Origin of the sequence: Flavobacterium algoriphilum, assembly GCF_048158655.1 — a bacterium.
GTDB lineage: Bacteria > Bacteroidota > Bacteroidia > Flavobacteriales > Flavobacteriaceae > Flavobacterium > Flavobacterium algoriphilum.
On the sequence record NZ_JBLNKY010000001.1, the window covers coordinates 911,308 to 927,056 of the forward strand.

At 32.7% G+C, this 15,749-nt stretch carries 11 protein-coding genes; 7 read left to right on the forward strand and 4 right to left on the reverse strand.

What is annotated here, in order from left to right:
* A complete protein-coding gene (locus ACM55G_RS03950; protein WP_416842604.1) occupies window positions 1-744 on the reverse strand; it encodes a ferritin-like domain-containing protein in 744 nt (247 codons plus the stop codon).
* A 416-nt stretch (window positions 745-1,160) separates the two neighbouring features.
* Here ACM55G_RS03950 and ACM55G_RS03955 point away from each other — a divergent pair, with 416 nt between their 5' ends.
* Entirely contained in the window at window positions 1,161-2,186 is a 1,026-nt protein-coding gene (locus ACM55G_RS03955) for a LacI family DNA-binding transcriptional regulator (RefSeq protein WP_416842605.1), read from the forward strand.
* 108 nt (window positions 2,187-2,294) lie between these two features.
* On the opposite strand, the gene polA is transcribed toward ACM55G_RS03955, so the two are convergent.
* Window positions 2,295-5,135 carry a DNA polymerase I gene (gene polA, locus ACM55G_RS03960; protein WP_416842606.1) on the reverse strand — a complete coding sequence of 947 codons (2,841 nt, stop codon included), beginning with the start codon at window positions 5,133-5,135 and terminating at the stop codon, window positions 2,295-2,297.
* 328 nt (window positions 5,136-5,463) lie between these two features.
* Here polA and ACM55G_RS03965 point away from each other — a divergent pair, with 328 nt between their 5' ends.
* From ACM55G_RS03965 to ACM55G_RS03990, 6 genes are all read left to right on the forward strand, one after another.
* Complete coding sequence (locus tag ACM55G_RS03965; RefSeq protein WP_416842607.1) at window positions 5,464-6,987, forward strand: hypothetical protein; 1,524 nt, start codon at window positions 5,464-5,466, stop codon at window positions 6,985-6,987.
* A gap of 191 nt (window positions 6,988-7,178) precedes the next feature.
* Window positions 7,179-7,367 (forward strand): hypothetical protein, encoded by a 189-nt coding sequence (locus tag ACM55G_RS03970; RefSeq protein ID WP_416842608.1) that lies wholly within the window; start codon window positions 7,179-7,181, stop codon window positions 7,365-7,367.
* Between the two features lie 193 nt (window positions 7,368-7,560).
* The gene (locus ACM55G_RS03975) at window positions 7,561-8,235 is read left to right on the forward strand and encodes a response regulator transcription factor (RefSeq protein WP_416842609.1); all 675 of its coding nucleotides are present in this window, start codon (window positions 7,561-7,563) and stop codon (window positions 8,233-8,235) included.
* Window positions 8,236-8,238: 3 nt separating this feature from the next.
* Window positions 8,239-9,576 (forward strand): sensor histidine kinase, encoded by a 1,338-nt coding sequence (locus ACM55G_RS03980; RefSeq protein WP_416842610.1) that lies wholly within the window; start codon window positions 8,239-8,241, stop codon window positions 9,574-9,576.
* Between the two features lie 416 nt (window positions 9,577-9,992).
* The gene (locus ACM55G_RS03985) at window positions 9,993-11,228 is read left to right on the forward strand and encodes a metallophosphoesterase (RefSeq protein ID WP_416842611.1); all 1,236 of its coding nucleotides are present in this window, start codon (window positions 9,993-9,995) and stop codon (window positions 11,226-11,228) included.
* Window positions 11,229-11,301: 73 nt separating this feature from the next.
* Window positions 11,302-11,598, forward strand: a complete 297-nt coding sequence (locus tag ACM55G_RS03990) for a thioredoxin family protein (protein ID WP_416842612.1) — start codon at window positions 11,302-11,304, stop codon at window positions 11,596-11,598.
* A gap of 14 nt (window positions 11,599-11,612) precedes the next feature.
* Here the strand turns inward: ACM55G_RS03990 and ACM55G_RS03995 are convergent, their stop codons facing one another.
* On the reverse strand, window positions 11,613-12,254 hold the full coding sequence (locus ACM55G_RS03995) for a polysaccharide deacetylase family protein (protein WP_416842613.1): 642 nt from the start codon (window positions 12,252-12,254) through the stop codon (window positions 11,613-11,615).
* Window positions 12,255-12,337: 83 nt separating this feature from the next.
* Window positions 12,338-15,613: a glycosyltransferase family 117 protein gene (locus tag ACM55G_RS04000; RefSeq protein WP_416842614.1), complete on the reverse strand. Its 3,276-nt coding sequence runs from the start codon at window positions 15,611-15,613 to the stop codon at window positions 12,338-12,340.
* Window positions 15,614-15,749 lie beyond the last annotated feature (136 nt).

Genomic DNA, 15,749 nt, shown 5'->3' on the forward strand with positions numbered 1-15,749 from the left:
TTAAGGTAAATACTGAGCAGTAAATTTTGTTGTGATAAAACCTCCAGCAACAGGAAGTACTTGGGATGGGTTATTTGCTACGTCTAATCCTGTTGTGAAATTTACAACATCGTCTCCGGCAAAATCTTTTGAGTTTGGATTGATTAAACTTCGGATAGCCGAAGCATGTCTTGCTTCAACAGAAACTATTTTTCCTGCTAATAAAAGATAATCTGGACTTGTAATTAATTTCCCCGCACCGTTATAAGCAGCTACTCCTGTATCTTCCAGGGCTTTTGCGGTAGCTAGAACTTGAGTTCGATTACTGAAATTTAAGGTCCCATAATCAAAAGCTAAGGTCGGCAAGAGCTGAGTACTTGGATCTGGTAAGGCTCCTGTTAAGGCAGTCTTGAAAAATTCTCGATGAATTACTTCATGATGGTACAAATCGGTAAGGACTGCTTGATCTTGCGCTGTGAAATTCGTTGTGAATCCAGAAGAGTTGACTACTTTGGTGTAAAAATCGGCTTCTAATTGTTCTAGTGCATAGGCATAGGTTAAGACACCAAAATCTCCGCCACCTAAATCAAAAACTCCGTTTCTTACTCCGGGGAACTGATTAATGGGATCATTCACATTATCGTTATTATTACAGCCTGCTAATAATAAACTTGTGCCCACAAATGTGAGGCCGCTAATTTTCAGGAAACTCCTTCTGTTTGTGAAAGATGGTTTTAGTTCTTGAATCGAAACTACATTTTTCATAATCTAAATATTATTAATAGTTAATTATATGTTAAGTAGGTTTAAACGATTTTGAGGAGTTCGGTTTAAAATTTTTAAGTTTTTTTATTAATTATATATAAAAACTTAATCCTTAATTTTTCGGGCAGCTAAGGAGTGATTTTTGGCTTTTACTGCTTGAATCAATATTACATTTTCATAATTTAAACATTTAAAAGGTTAATAGTTGTATTCTTCCTGATTAAGATTTAATATGTATATTTGCGATTGATGAATAAATATCACAAATATAATAATAAAATTAACACCTTACGTATTGATTCACAGTTATTTATACTGAAAATTTGGTTTAATTTTAATAGATATTATTATAGAATTGTTAAAATAATTTGTATAATTACCATATAATCGCCTCTTCCTGTTAATATTTTAAATTTATGAAAGCTAAAGCTACATTGAAACAAATCGCAAAAGAACTTAATGTTTCTGTCTCAACAGTTTCAAAAGCACTTAATGATAGTCCTGAAATTAGTGAATCAACAAAAATTAAAATTAAAGAATACGCAAAATTAAAAAATTACAAACCAAACGTTATCGGTTTAAATCTTAAAAACAGAAAGACAAAAACTATTGGGGTAATTATTCCTAATATTCTGAATTCTTTTTTTGCCAAAGTATTTAGCGGTATTGAGAAAGTTGCAGATGAAAAAGGATACAACGTTATTATGTGTATCTCTAATGAATCATTAGAAAAGGAAGCGCATACCCTTGAAATGTTGAGTAACGGAACAATAGATGGATTTATTTTGTCTGTTTCTGAAGAAGCACAAAAACTTCATGAATACCAGCATTTCAAAGAAATTATAAATGATGGTACTCCTATAGTTATGTTTGATCGAATAGCTGAAGGGGTAGAATGTGACAAAGTAATTGTAGATGATTTTGATTCGGCTTTAAATTCGACACAACATTTAATAAATTTAGGGTGCAAGAATATAGCTTTGTTTTCTTCTGTAGATAATTTAAGTGTCGGTAAATTAAGAGCTGATGGGTATCTCAAAGCATTGAAAAAAAACAATATTCCCGTAAATGAAAATTTAATTATTCGAACAGATTCTGAGGCACATTTGAAAGACAAAATCAAGGCAGTTTTTGATAATAATAAGATTGATGGAATATTTGCTTTAGATGAAAATGATTCTGTGGCTGCATTAAAAATTGGTCTTAAAAAAGGCTATAAAATTCCAAAAGAACTTTCTATTATAGGTTTTGCTGATGGAATTCTTGCTTCCAGAAGATTGTCACCAAGTTTAACTACCGTAAGTCAGCATGGTATAGAAATAGGAGAGGTCGCTGCTAAATTGCTTATTGATAGATTAGAATCAAAAGAAGAAAATTTGCCTTATGAGACGGTTGTAATCAAAACAAAATTGAAAGAAAGAGAGTCAACAAGAAAATTGTAATATCTTTAAATAAGTTTAAATATCTAAAAGCCATTCAAAATTTTGAATGGCTTTTTTGTGTCCTTTTTTACGAATAGTTTGGGTATAAGATTTCGAAAACAATAAATTCTAATGCGCTTCCAGCCAGTCTTTTCCCGCTCCTAAATCGACATCCAAAGGAACATCGAGTTTAAAGGCATTTTCCATCTCGTATTTTATCAAAGGTTGTATTTTTTCAAGTTCAGAATTATGGACATCGAAAACAAGTTCATCATGAACCTGTAATAACATTTTGCTTTTCCAGTTTTCTGCGGTTAGTTTTCTATGAATATTGATCATCGCAATTTTGATAATATCGGCAGCACTTCCTTGGATTGGAGCATTTACCGCATTTCTTTCGGAAGCACCACGAACTACTGCATTGGCTGAATTGATGTCTTTCAAATAGCGGCGACGGCCTAAAATGGTTTGCACATACCCATTTTCTCGGGCATATTCAATTTGTTCTTGAATATAGGATTTTAGTCTGGGATACGTTTTGTAATACGCTTCAATCAAAGCAGCACTTTCAGAGCGGGAAAGTGAGGTTTGATTACTCAATCCAAATGCCGAAACTCCATAAATAATTCCAAAATTCACCGTTTTTGCATGGCTTCGTTGTTCACGAGTTACTTCTTCCAGCGGAACATTGAACACTTTTGAAGCGGTTGATTTATGAATGTCTTCTTTGTTTTGGAACGCTTTAATCATGTTTTCTTCACCGCTTAATGCCGCAATAATCCGCAATTCTATTTGAGAATAATCGGCTGAAACGATCGTGTGATTTTCGTCTCTGGCAATAAATGCTTTTCTGATTTGTCGGCCACGTTCGGTACGAATCGGAATGTTCTGTAAGTTCGGATTATTGGAACTCAAACGTCCGGTTGCCGCCACAGTTTGCATATAATCGGTATGTATTCGATTGGTGATTTTGTCCACTTGGTTTGGCAAGGCGTCAACGTAGGTGTTCTGCAGTTTTATGAATTGGCGCCATTCGAGAATGTCTTTAACAATTGGATTTTCAGTAGCTAAGTAACTCAAGATTTCCTCGCCTGTAGCATATTGACCGGTTTTGGTTTTCTTTTGTTTGGCTCCTCCAATTTTTAATTTATCGAATAAAACTTCACCCAATTGTTTTGGAGATGCCAAATTGAATTTCTCGCCCGCAGTTTCATAAATAGACGCTTCCAAAATCTTAATGTCATCATCTAGTATTTTTGAAAGTGATTTCAAGAAATCTACATCCACACGAATTCCCTCCTTTTCCATATCAGCTAAGACTTTAACCAATGGAATTTCGATCTCTTCAAAAAGTTTCTTGGTGCCGGTTTTATCTAATTCCAAAGTAAATATTTCTTTGAGTTGCAAAGTGATATCAGCATCCTCAACTGCATATTCTTTAATTGCTTCCAATTCAACGTCACGCATTGATTTCTGGTTTTTACCTTTTTTTCCAATTAAAGCTTCGATGGATTTAGGCGAATATTTCAAATACGTTTCCGCTAAAATATCCATATTGTGACGCATATCTGGATTAATCAGATAATGTGCAATCATGGTGTCGAATAATTTTCCTTCTACTTTAATGTTGTAACTAGAAAGAATTTTTAAATCGTATTTTAAATTCTGTCCAATTTTCTCAATACGTTCATTTTCGAAAAAAGGAATAAATTTTTCGATTAAAGTTTGTGCTTCTTCTTGATTTTCAGGAAATGGAACATAGAATCCTTTACCTTTTTCATAGGAGAATGAGATGCCAACCAATTCCGCATGCAAAGCATCTAAACCTGTTGTTTCAGTATCAAAACAAACGGTAGATTGGTTTTGTAAATTTTGTAATAATAATTTCAGTCCTAAATCACCTTTTATAATCTGATAGGAATGTTGGGTGTTTTCTAACGAATTGTAATATTGATGACGCGTTTCTTCCGAAGTTTCATCTGGAATTGTACTCCCAAATAGATCAAATTGTTCTTCGTTTTTGGGTTGTGTTTTTTTATATAATTTTGCATCATCGACTGGTTTATTCGTCGTTGCAGTTCCGCCTTTTTTAAATATCGCATCAAATTGTTTCGCCATCCTTCGGAATTCTAGCTCGTTGAAAAGTGCATCCGTTTTTTCGATATCTGGAGTCGATAATTCATAATCGGTTTCATCAAAAATAACGGGGCAGTCCAGTAAAATAGTTGCTAAAGTTTTAGATAGTAATCCTTTTTCTTTGTTCGCTTCAATATTTTCCCTCATTTTTCCTTTTAGCTTGTCAGTATTTGCCAAAAGGTTTTCCATCGTTCCAAATTCTTTTAATAATTTCTTAGCGGTAACTTCGCCTACACCGGGTAATCCTGGAATATTATCAGCAGCATCGCCCATCATTCCAAGAAAATCAATCACTTGCTCCGGTCTTTCGATTTCGAATTTTTCCAATACTTCCGGGATTCCCCAAATTTCAATTCCATTACCCATTCGGGCAGGTTTGTACATGAAAATATTTTCAGAAACTAGTTGTGCAAAATCCTTATCTGGAGTAACCATAAAGACTTTGTAATTCTGTTTTTCGGCTTGTTTAGCAATGGTTCCAATTAGATCATCGGCTTCATAACCTTTGACTTCTATGATAGGAATATGCATGGCTTTAAGCAATTCCTGTATATATGGAATAGCAATTTTTATAGCTTCGGGTGTTGCGTCACGATGGGCTTTATACTCGGGGAATATTTCATTTCTCAGTTGACTCCCGCCATTGTCAAAAGCTACGGCCAAATGATCGGGTTTTTCCCTTTTAATCACATCCATAAGCGAATTCATAAATCCCATAATGGCAGATGTGTCCATTCCTTTAGAATTGATACGGGGATTTTTTATAAAAGCATAATATCCACGAAAGATTAAAGCATAGGCATCGAGAAGGAACAAGCGTTTTTGTTGTGACATACTGGTGATTTAATAAAGTTTTCAAAAGTACAAAACTTGACAGATATAGAAGAGGCTGTTTTGTACATTTCTTGTAATTCACATCTAGAAGACACTTTTGATAATTTAAAATTATCAAACAAGGTTTAAAAGTGAAATTTATTTAAAATCGAGACTGGTATAAATAAGTAAATAATATTTTAAATTAGTAAGATTATAGATACGAAATAGTGTTAAAAAAGTATTTTATCGATTAGATACGTATTTAAACAGCATTTTTTGTAGGTTTACCAATGAATTTACACTCCAGTAGAGTCTTTATATGTTTAATTTTTTTAATTTGTTTATTATGGAGAAAAAATACTCTGTTAAAAAGGTATTTCAAGCCTGCCTATTATTTTTCATGTTAATAACTACAAATGCCTTTTCTCAAGTTGGGATTGGGACTACTACTCCAGATGCAAGTTCTATTTTAGATGTTTCTTCCACTACTAAAGGAATGCTGGCACCTAGAATGACTACAGAGCAACGGGCTGCAATAGTATCCCCAGCCGATGGTTTAATGGTCTATGACACAGATTTAAAATCTTTTTATCACTATAATTCCTCTTTAACATTATGGAATGTACTCAATAGTGGGGGTAATGGTAGATCAAAATTCAAACGTATTAAATCTACGGATGTTTTAGCTACGGTACTATCCGCTGAAAAAACTGCTGGAGGTAGTACTAAATATCTTCTTGATGCAAATACTTTATATGAAATTAATGGCATCATTAATGTTGATTTACCTATTGAATTGAATAATGCTTACATAGTTGGTATGGATGCTGGTGAAGATAAATTGGTTAAGGCGTCAGGCGATCTTTTTACAGGAACAACAGGAGGGTCAGTTAAGATATTAACTTTGACAGCAACGAGTGGCAATGTTTTTAATGTTATTGGGACAGGATCAATAACATCTGGTACGCAAACACAAAGCTTAGTTCTAAGGGATTGTATCGTCGCGAGCTCTTCCAATATAGGTAAGATTGAAAATTTCGCATTAATTTTTGTAAGTATTGTACAGTATCTAGCAAATACTAATGGAATTGTATATAAAGATATCAATAAAGTTTTGCTTAGTAATGCTGCTTGGTTTGGAAACAATTCTGGAACCTATGAAACATTTCAAGGAACTTTTGGTTTAGTTGAAAAAAGTGGTGGATTTAGTGAAGTCAACGGAGCAGTTGTTGGTCTTGATGTCTCCAGTAACCCAACAATCACTGGAGATGCAGTAATAGAATCCACTGTTTTTACAGGTACTCTTACATCGGGTCTATATGTAAAAGGATATACCGTTGGAAACTATACGGGGTATAATTTTGATAATAGATGGGCAGTCAGATGTGCAGGAGTCCCAACGGAAGGGGACGCATCTGCAACAGGATTTTTATATGACAGCAACAACACTACTTCAACAAGAACAACCGCTACTGCTCAAAATACCGATTATAAAGTAATTACTAATGCTACAACGGTTTCTAATTTATATAGAGTTAAATCGGATGTTAGTGGGAGATTAACTTATACGGGTAAAAAAACAAGAACTTTTCAAGTTAATGCCTCAATTTCATTTGCTGAAGTTTCTGGGGGATCAAATGCAACCTATGTTTATTATATAGCTAAAATTTCTACCAATGGTACTACCGTAGTGCCCTTGCCAGAAACAGAGACCTATATTGATACTAATAGTGGTTTTGTGCAATCTTTTCCAGTTACAGGGACAGTTTCTTTGAATTCTAATGAATCAATAGAAGTTCATGTGAAAAGAATAAATACAGGCACAAAAATATATTTGGATGTACATTCGTTGAATTTGTCTATGAAATAAACCAATATTTATTTTATAATTTTAGGCTTCCTTTTTTTATTAAAAGTGAAGCCTTTCTAATTGAATTAAAATTCTAAAAACTTAATAATAAGTTAAATTTCTCTGCACAAGCAAATCTTCATTTTTTCTTCATATTGTAGGTATACATTTGATCTATAAATAACAAATGAATAATTTAAATTTTAGAAAACATGAAAAAAGTACTGATGTTAGTCGCAATTATGTTAGGAACAAGTGTTATGGTAAGTGCTAAAACAACTCCAACAAAAACAGCTCCAGCCAAAGAAGTGAGAATGGAAAAACATCCAAAACACAGAAAAGTTAAAGCAGAGAAAAAAGGGGCGGTTATGGGAACGGAAACTTCTAAAACAAAAAAATGAGCAACGTTTTTGTTTTGCTTCTGAGGAATGTAAAATGAATAGGCTAGATGAACAAAAAGGTAATTATTGAAAAAGCTGGTAAATAAATTTATCAGCTTTTTTATTACCAACTTTTAGTTAAATTTTTAGCTCTTTAAAAAATTTACAATCACATTATTTGTTACTTTGAATACTTTAACTACACAATTATTTTATGAATATTCTTATTGTTGAAGACAATCCTGAGTTAGCCATTGAGTTGAAAGATTTTCTTTCTATGAGTGGTTATATTTGTAAAATTTCTAAAAACTGTTCAACCGCATTAGAGGAAATTAGCAGTAATGATTATGATATTATGTTATTGGATTTGGGACTACCGGACGGAAGTGGTTTTGAGATATTAAAATCAGTTCGAAAAGTACAATCTAAAATGGCAGTCATAATACTAACGGCTCGTGGTGAACTCGATGATAGAATTAATGGTTTGCAGCTTGGAGCAGACGATTATCTTACAAAACCTTTTGCTTTAACCGAATTAGGAGCCCGTTTATTTGCCATAATTAGGCGAATACATGGTTTTGTGGTTAATGATTTAGATATTCATGACTTTAGTCTGCAGCTTCAAGATTATAAAGTATACTCTAATAGCATTCCAGTTAAATTGACCAAAAAAGAATTTGATATTTTTCAATATTTGGTTCTAAATAAAAACCGTGTTATTACCAGATTACAATTAACGGAGCATATTTGGGGCGACATTCTGGAGGTTAATTCTGATTCGAATTTTATTGATGTGCATGTTCGAAATCTCCGTAAGAAACTAGAGAAACATGCCGAAATAGCGTGGTTTGAGACTGTAAGAAGCGTTGGCTATAGGATAAACGATTAATTCATGAAAATAAAACACCAATTAACCATATTTAATGCTATAACCAGATTACTTGTAATTTTGGTTTTGTGGATGATGTTACCTGTTTTGGTTGAAAAAGTGGTTTACAAACATATTAATAAGAGTTTGTTAGAGAAAAAACAGAAGTTTATTGAACATTTAGATAAAAAGGAAATCAATGATTTCATTGTTAGAAATGACTCTGCCGAAACTTATGCGAGTTTTTCTACATTGCATAGTGAATTTCTAAAATTATCCAGAATTCCCCTAAATTCCAAAGCAAATAAAATGGTTTTTATTAATGAGTCTCGAATAATTGAAGGAGAAAAAGATAATTACAGGATTTTGCAATATCATTTTCTCTATGAGAAAACATACTACCAACTTGAAATAGGCAGTAGTTTGAGTGAAGTTGAAGAATTAACGTTTACGATTCGATTTTTTGTTCTAATCGTGCTGATCAGTATTCTATTAGTTACTTTTTTTATAGATACCTTTTATATTGAATACCTTCTGAAGCCTTTCTATAAAATAATCGATACTAAAATTCGTCGGGTGAACGAACCAGATACTTTTGACCATACTCCTATCAATTCACATTCTGCAGATTTTCAGGAATTGGATATGGTTTTAAACCAAATGATGAACCGAATAAGTGAACTTTTCAAGAAAGAAAAACAATTTATAGCCAATGTTTCTCATGAGCTCTTGACTCCAATGGCATTATTAAAAAATAAATTTGAAAATTTACTTCAGAATGATTCCCTAAACGATAGCGCTATTGATAAAATTGCTAGTTCTTTAAAAACGTTGGACATGCTCAAGAAAGTAATCAATAATTTATTGCTTATTTCAAGAATTGAAAACAATCAATATGAGTCTGATGAAACTATAAATTTAGATGAATTACTGGATAATTTACGGGAAGACTTAGAAGATCGTTTGGAAGGAAAAAAAATAACTCTTACGATGGATCTTCAAAATAGTTTTCAGCTGATTGGCAATAAAACCCTAATCCATATTCTTTTATATAATTTAATAGTTAATGCTATTAAATACAATAAAAAAAATGGGAGCATCACAATTACAGATGGGTTTTTGGATTCTAATTATTTTCTGTCCGTTTCGGATACCGGAATTGGAATGAACGAGAATCAGATAAATCAGATTTTCAGTAGGTTTTCTAGAATTGAAGGGAATGAAGAAGGGAATGGTTTAGGCCTTGCCATTGCAGATAGTATTGCCCTCTTCCATCATATAATAATAGAAGTTGTTTCAAAACTAAATGAAGGAACGACATTTCGTTTATGTTTCCCCACTACTGAAAAACTTAATAAATAGTTAAAATTCTCTCAGGGGCTAAATCTTCATTAAATCTTCATTTAGCAGTTCTACATTTGAGCTGTAAATAAATCAAATTACAAAAACAACTTCTTCAAAAGAAGTTAAAGCTACTAAAAAAGGAGAAAAGATAGCTAAAAAGGTAGAAATTAGAACAGCAGAACCTGCTAAAATGGAGGTTGCAAAAGCAAAAAAATAATTAATTATGCTTGTTTTACTTTCATAAATTGTTAAATAATGGGTAAAAGGTAGTTAGCAAAAAAGGGTTTAAAGGGAGAAAAGCTGATAAAGAAATTTATCAGTTTTTTTATAGAAAAGAGTTGTTGAAATAGATTTAGTGTGATTTTAGTTAAATTTTGATTAATAAAAACCTATCATGTTTCCTTAATTTGTTATTTTGTATAAAATATTAAAAAATGATTCTTCGCATACTGTTGTTATGTTTTGTGTTTCTTATTATTGAGCTTTATGCATTTCAAGCATTACGAACTTTAATAAAAGGGAAATGGATATTGGTCTCTTACCAGATTATTAGTTTCTTACTCTTTGTATTCATTATTTATTCTTTCATGCAATTTGATCGTTCTGTGGGACAAACCAAGCAAACGATGTTTACGATGGGTTTAGTGCTTTTAGTATACGTTCCAAAAATGGTTTTGGCTCTTGTTTTACTCGGGGAAGATATTTTTAGAGTTGGAGCGGGATCAGTAAATTATTTTATTCAGAATAATGACAATTTAACTTTTTTAGCCTCAAGAAGGAAATTTATAAGTCAGGTTGGATTAGGTTTGGCTGCAGTTCCTTTCTTGTCTTTAATATATGGGGTGACGGTAGGGAAATACAATTATAAAGTAATCAAACAACGCATCTTTTTTCCTGATTTGCCGGATGCTTTCGATGGTTTTACGATTACTCAAATTTCGGATGTTCATAGCGGAAGTTTTGATAATCCAGAAAAAATAAATTATGCAATAGATCTAGTAAATGAGCAAAATTCAGATATGATTTTGTTTACCGGGGATATTGTTAATACGGATGCCAAAGAAATGTATCCCTGGATAGAAAGTTTCAACCGTATAAAAAAACACCCGTATGGTAAATATTCTGTTTTAGGGAATCACGATTACGGTGAATATGTAACATGGCCGACGGAGGCAGCTAAAGAGAAAAATTTTGAAGATATAAAAAACCTATACGGACAAATTGGGTTTAAATTAATGTTGAATGAGCATACTTTTATCGAAAAAGGGAACGATAAAATCGCATTAATTGGGGTAGAGAATTGGGGCCAAAACTTTAAAAAAGCGGGAGATATTAACAAAGCGTCGCAGCATGTTAAGAAAGAGGATTTTAAAATTTTGATGAGTCACGATCCATCCCATTGGGATTATGAAGTGCAACATCACGAGAAGAATTTTCACCTTACCTTATCCGGACACACTCACGGAATGCAATTTGGGATAGAAATTCCAGGTTATTTCAAATGGAGTTTAGCACAATACGTCTATAAACAGTGGGCTGGTTTATATGAAAATGTAGGTCGGTATGTATATGTAAATAGAGGATTTGGCTTTCATGCCTATCCGGGAAGAGTAGGGATAATGCCTGAAATTACAGTCATCGAACTAAAAAAAGGCAAGGATGTGGCTTAATTCGTTTAAAATGTTACATTTGTATAATAATTATCTTTTTTTAGTAAATTTAGAAAATTAAATTCTTGCTTTTATGTCAAAATTTGGAGAACTTATAAACACACAAATACCTGTGTTGATAGACTTTTACACGGATTGGAACGAATCTTCAGTTTTAATGCATCCTGTTATTAGAGATGTTGCAGCTGCTCTTGGTGATAAAGCAAAAGTAATAAAGATAGATGTTGATAAAAATCAGGAACTAGCTGAAGCACTTCGAATAAAAGGTCTTCCTACTCTAATGATTTACAAAGAGGGTTTAATGATCTGGAGACAATCCGGAGAGTTAGATGCTAATACTATTATTAGCATTGTTCAAGAACAATTGTAGTAAAAGCGTTGTTTTTATTCTATAATATCACAAATAAAGTTGTTTTCTTTTAGATAAGCTAAAGTTCTTGGAAGTACATATTCTAAGTTTTTGAATGCTTTTATACTGTCATGAAAAACAATTACACTTCCTGATTCTACAGTCGAAAGTACGTTTTCTAAACAATTTTCCTTAGAAAGGTTTTGATCAAAATCTGCGCTTAATACATCCCACATTATTATTTTGTAGCCTAATTTTTGTATTTTTTTTGCTTGAGCTGTTTTTATTTTTCCATAAGGTGGTCGGAAAAGTTTAGATTTTAAGTTGATACCAGATTGCTGAATGATTTCTTCACATCGTTTGAAATTTTCTAAATAAGCTCCAGTTGTAGTTTTCCAGCCGTTCAGATGATTGAAGGTGTGATTACCAATCGCATGTCCTGCGCTCATTATTTTTTTTAATATTTCGGGATGTTTAGCAATATTATCTCCGATGCAAAAAAAAGTAGCATCTACATCGTGTTTTTTTAATTGTTCCAAAACCCATTCTGTTATTTCCGGAATAGGTCCGTCATCAAAGGTGAGGTACACTTTGTTTTCAGAATTGGGAATATCCCAAGTATAATTTGAAAATATTTTTTTTATAATCAGATTTGTTTTTATCCAATAAAAATCCATTTGTTTTTTATTTAAAAGTAAAAAAAAATAGCGACATTTTTCAATATCGCTATGGTGTCTATTGTCAAATTCTTTAATTAAATTTACTCTTTTTCGCGACCAAAACGCTCGAACATTTTAATATACGTATTAAAAATCACTTTATTTTTTTTGAAAAAACCAGGATCTCCACTTTCTTTCATTACATGAAGTAAGCCTCTGTAGCGTTCAATGTCAGTTATTATATCTACTGCAATACCAGTTTGATCTACTGCATTGAGATTAATGTAATAATTTAAATTTTCTTTGTATTTAGTCATTAATTTTTCAAGGAGTTCCTGAGCTTTTGCTTTTTCTCCAATAGCATAATACCCTGTAGCAAATGGTTCAACCAGGGAATAATAGCCAAATTTATCCAAAGGCATTTTTGTCATGGCTAAATCAATAATGTTTTTAGCCTTGTCTTTCTTTCCTTCAGCAATTAACTGGGTCATTAATCGGGCAAGATTCATTCTGTATGTAATACTATTTTTTCGAGTTTCAGGATCATGATAAATGGTTTGACTTTCACTATTTCCCCAATCCCACTTCATAACGTTAGCGTACATTTTATCAGCATCAATCTGTCCCATTTCCATTTGGTTGTCATCTTTCCCCATTTTAGTTTTTAAAGGAACTAGTTTATAAACCATTCCGTCTAATTGAAGATAGTCTTTCATCCACAAATAATCTTCATTGTCAAACGCACCACCGCTAAAGTAAATAGGTCTTTTCCAGTTGTTATTAGCTACAATATCGAGCATCATTAATCTATTCTTGTACAATGCATTTCCTTTGATATCGATGTCTATGTAAGGAACAATAGAGTCATTATATTTAGCAGAAACAACTTTGTTTTTGATGATAACATTTTTGTCAACAGGAATTCTAAGTTTATTTGTTGGATAAAAATGAATGGTTTGTCCATTTTGCATCTCCACAGTAGATTTTGGGTTTTTAATAAAACTGATAAAATCTTTTAATTCCCATCTGCTTTCTACTTTTGGGATATGAGCCACATAATCCAGTTTGTCTCCCACATATTCATCATGTATAAATGAAATAGGTAACGGATCTGATTCGTATGTTTTAGTTTTCATTTGATCGATATACCAATCGGTCATGAAAAGGCTAGTGTTAACAATTTTCACATCGGTTCTTACTTTTTCAATTTCCTGAGCATACCAGAGTGGGAAAGTGTCATTATCACCAATAGTAAATAATATGGCATTAGGATCACAAGAAGTAAGGTATGCTTTTGCCATTGCAACGGCAGTATATCTATTTGAACGATCATGATCATCCCAGTTTTGAGATGCCATCAACACTGGAGCGGCCAGTAAACTGGTTACTATAATTATTGGGCCGGCTATTTTTGGAGCCAGATATTTCTGGAGACTTTCATATAAAGCATACACGCCAAATCCTATCCAGATTGCAAATACATAGAAAGAGCCCACTAAAGCATAATCTCTTTCTCGGGGTTCAAATGGTCTTTCATTCAGGTAAATTTTCAATGCTATTCCGGTGAATAAAAATAGCGCTAGCAAGACATAAAAGCTCTTTAAGTCTTTATTGGCATGGTACATTAAACCAATAAGGCCAAGAATGAAAGGTAAAAAGAAATATACATTTCGGCCTTTATTATTCAATACATCCGACGGTAAATTATCTTGTGAACCTAAATGGAGATTGTCAATAAATTGTATTCCGCTAATCCAATTTCCGTCTAAATTATCATATCTTCCTTGAACATCACTTTGACGCCCAACAAAATTCCACATCAAATACCTCCAATACATGTAGCCAAATTGATATTCGAACATGAAACTGAAATTGTCAACAGTAGTTGGTTTTTCTATGATTAGGTAATCTCCATAGCTTTTTAAGAAAGAAACGTAACCTCCATTGTCAATTTGTTTTTGAGCATACGATTGTCTAAATTCATGGACTGTTTTTTCGACTTCATTTTTCAATTGCGCGATGGCTTTGTTGTACTCCTCTTCAGTTAACTTGCTTGGATCAATACCATATTTTGCTAAATCATCCTCATAAGGATAATCGGGATTGATTCTAAACTCTGGAGGGTTTGAGAAATTCATGTAATTCTCTACGTGCTCAGTACTCCACATTCTAGGCAAAATAGTTTTTTGATTATCATCGCTATTTTGTTCGGCATTTTTAAAATTATTTGTGATAACGTATTTATCGGTTTTATAATCTCTTTCGTAGTTTGGAGCTTTGTCTAAATAAGGATGGTCCTTGTCTAAACCAGCAAAGGTTTCAGTATATTGAGAGCCATAAAACAAAGGATTGACGCCATATTGTTCTCTGTTATAATAAGCAAGAACTTCAGCTGCATCCGAAGGTTTGTTTTCGTTAATTACGGTATTTGCATTTGCTCTAATGGGCAACATCATCCAAGTGGAGAAGCCAATTAAAATAAACAAGATACAAAGGATTATAGTGTTGTAGAATACTAAACCTTTTTGTTTCGTGTATTTTAAACCAAAGTAAAAGAACGCAATGAATAGGAGTCCAACAAAAATACTTCCTGAATTAAATGGCATCCCTATTTTATTGACCATGAAAACCTCTGTATTTGCAAAGAAAGCCATCGTTAATGGCAGCAATAATTTGAATATAAAAAGTAGAACGGCAATAACAACAACATTTGCAATGATGAAATTTTTGACGGTGACAACTTTATGATGTTTGAAAAAATAGAGAAAACCAATTGCTGGGATTGTTAATAAAGCCATGAAATGAACTCCAAACGAAAGTCCGACAACTAGCGAAATAATCAATAACCATTTATTTCCTCTGGGGGTTTCCATGTCTTGTTCCCAACGTAAACCTAACCAAAATAACAACGCAATCAATAAAGAAGCCATCGCGTAAACTTCAGCTTCTACGGCATTGAACCAAAAACTATCGGAAAAAGTATACGCTAAAGCACCTACAAAACCACTACCTAAAACAGCTATATCATTGTTTTTATCATTTTTAGAAAATCGAGAAATTAGTTTTTTTAGGATCATTGTGGAGGACCAATACATAAATAATATAGTAAAGGCACTGGAGAAAACTGACATCATATTAACCATTAAAGCAATATGTTTATCATCTGAAGCAAACATGGCAAAAAAGGCGCCAATCATCTGGAATAAAGGTGCTCCAGGCGGATGCCCTACTTCTAATTTAGCAGCTGTGGCAATATATTCTCCACAATCCCAGAAACTCATTGTGGGTTCAACGGTGAGTGTGTATGTTACTAATGCGATTCCAAATGTAAACCAACCTATAATCGTATTCCATTTATTGAAATTGAATGTTGCCATATTTCAGTGCTAAATTGTAGTTAAATTTTGTGTTGCAAAGAAAATGTTTTTTTATGTAACGATACAGGCATTAACAAAATTTTCTAAAAAACAAATTCAGAAAACTAATGGTTTGGTTTCTAGTGCTTTTGAAAAT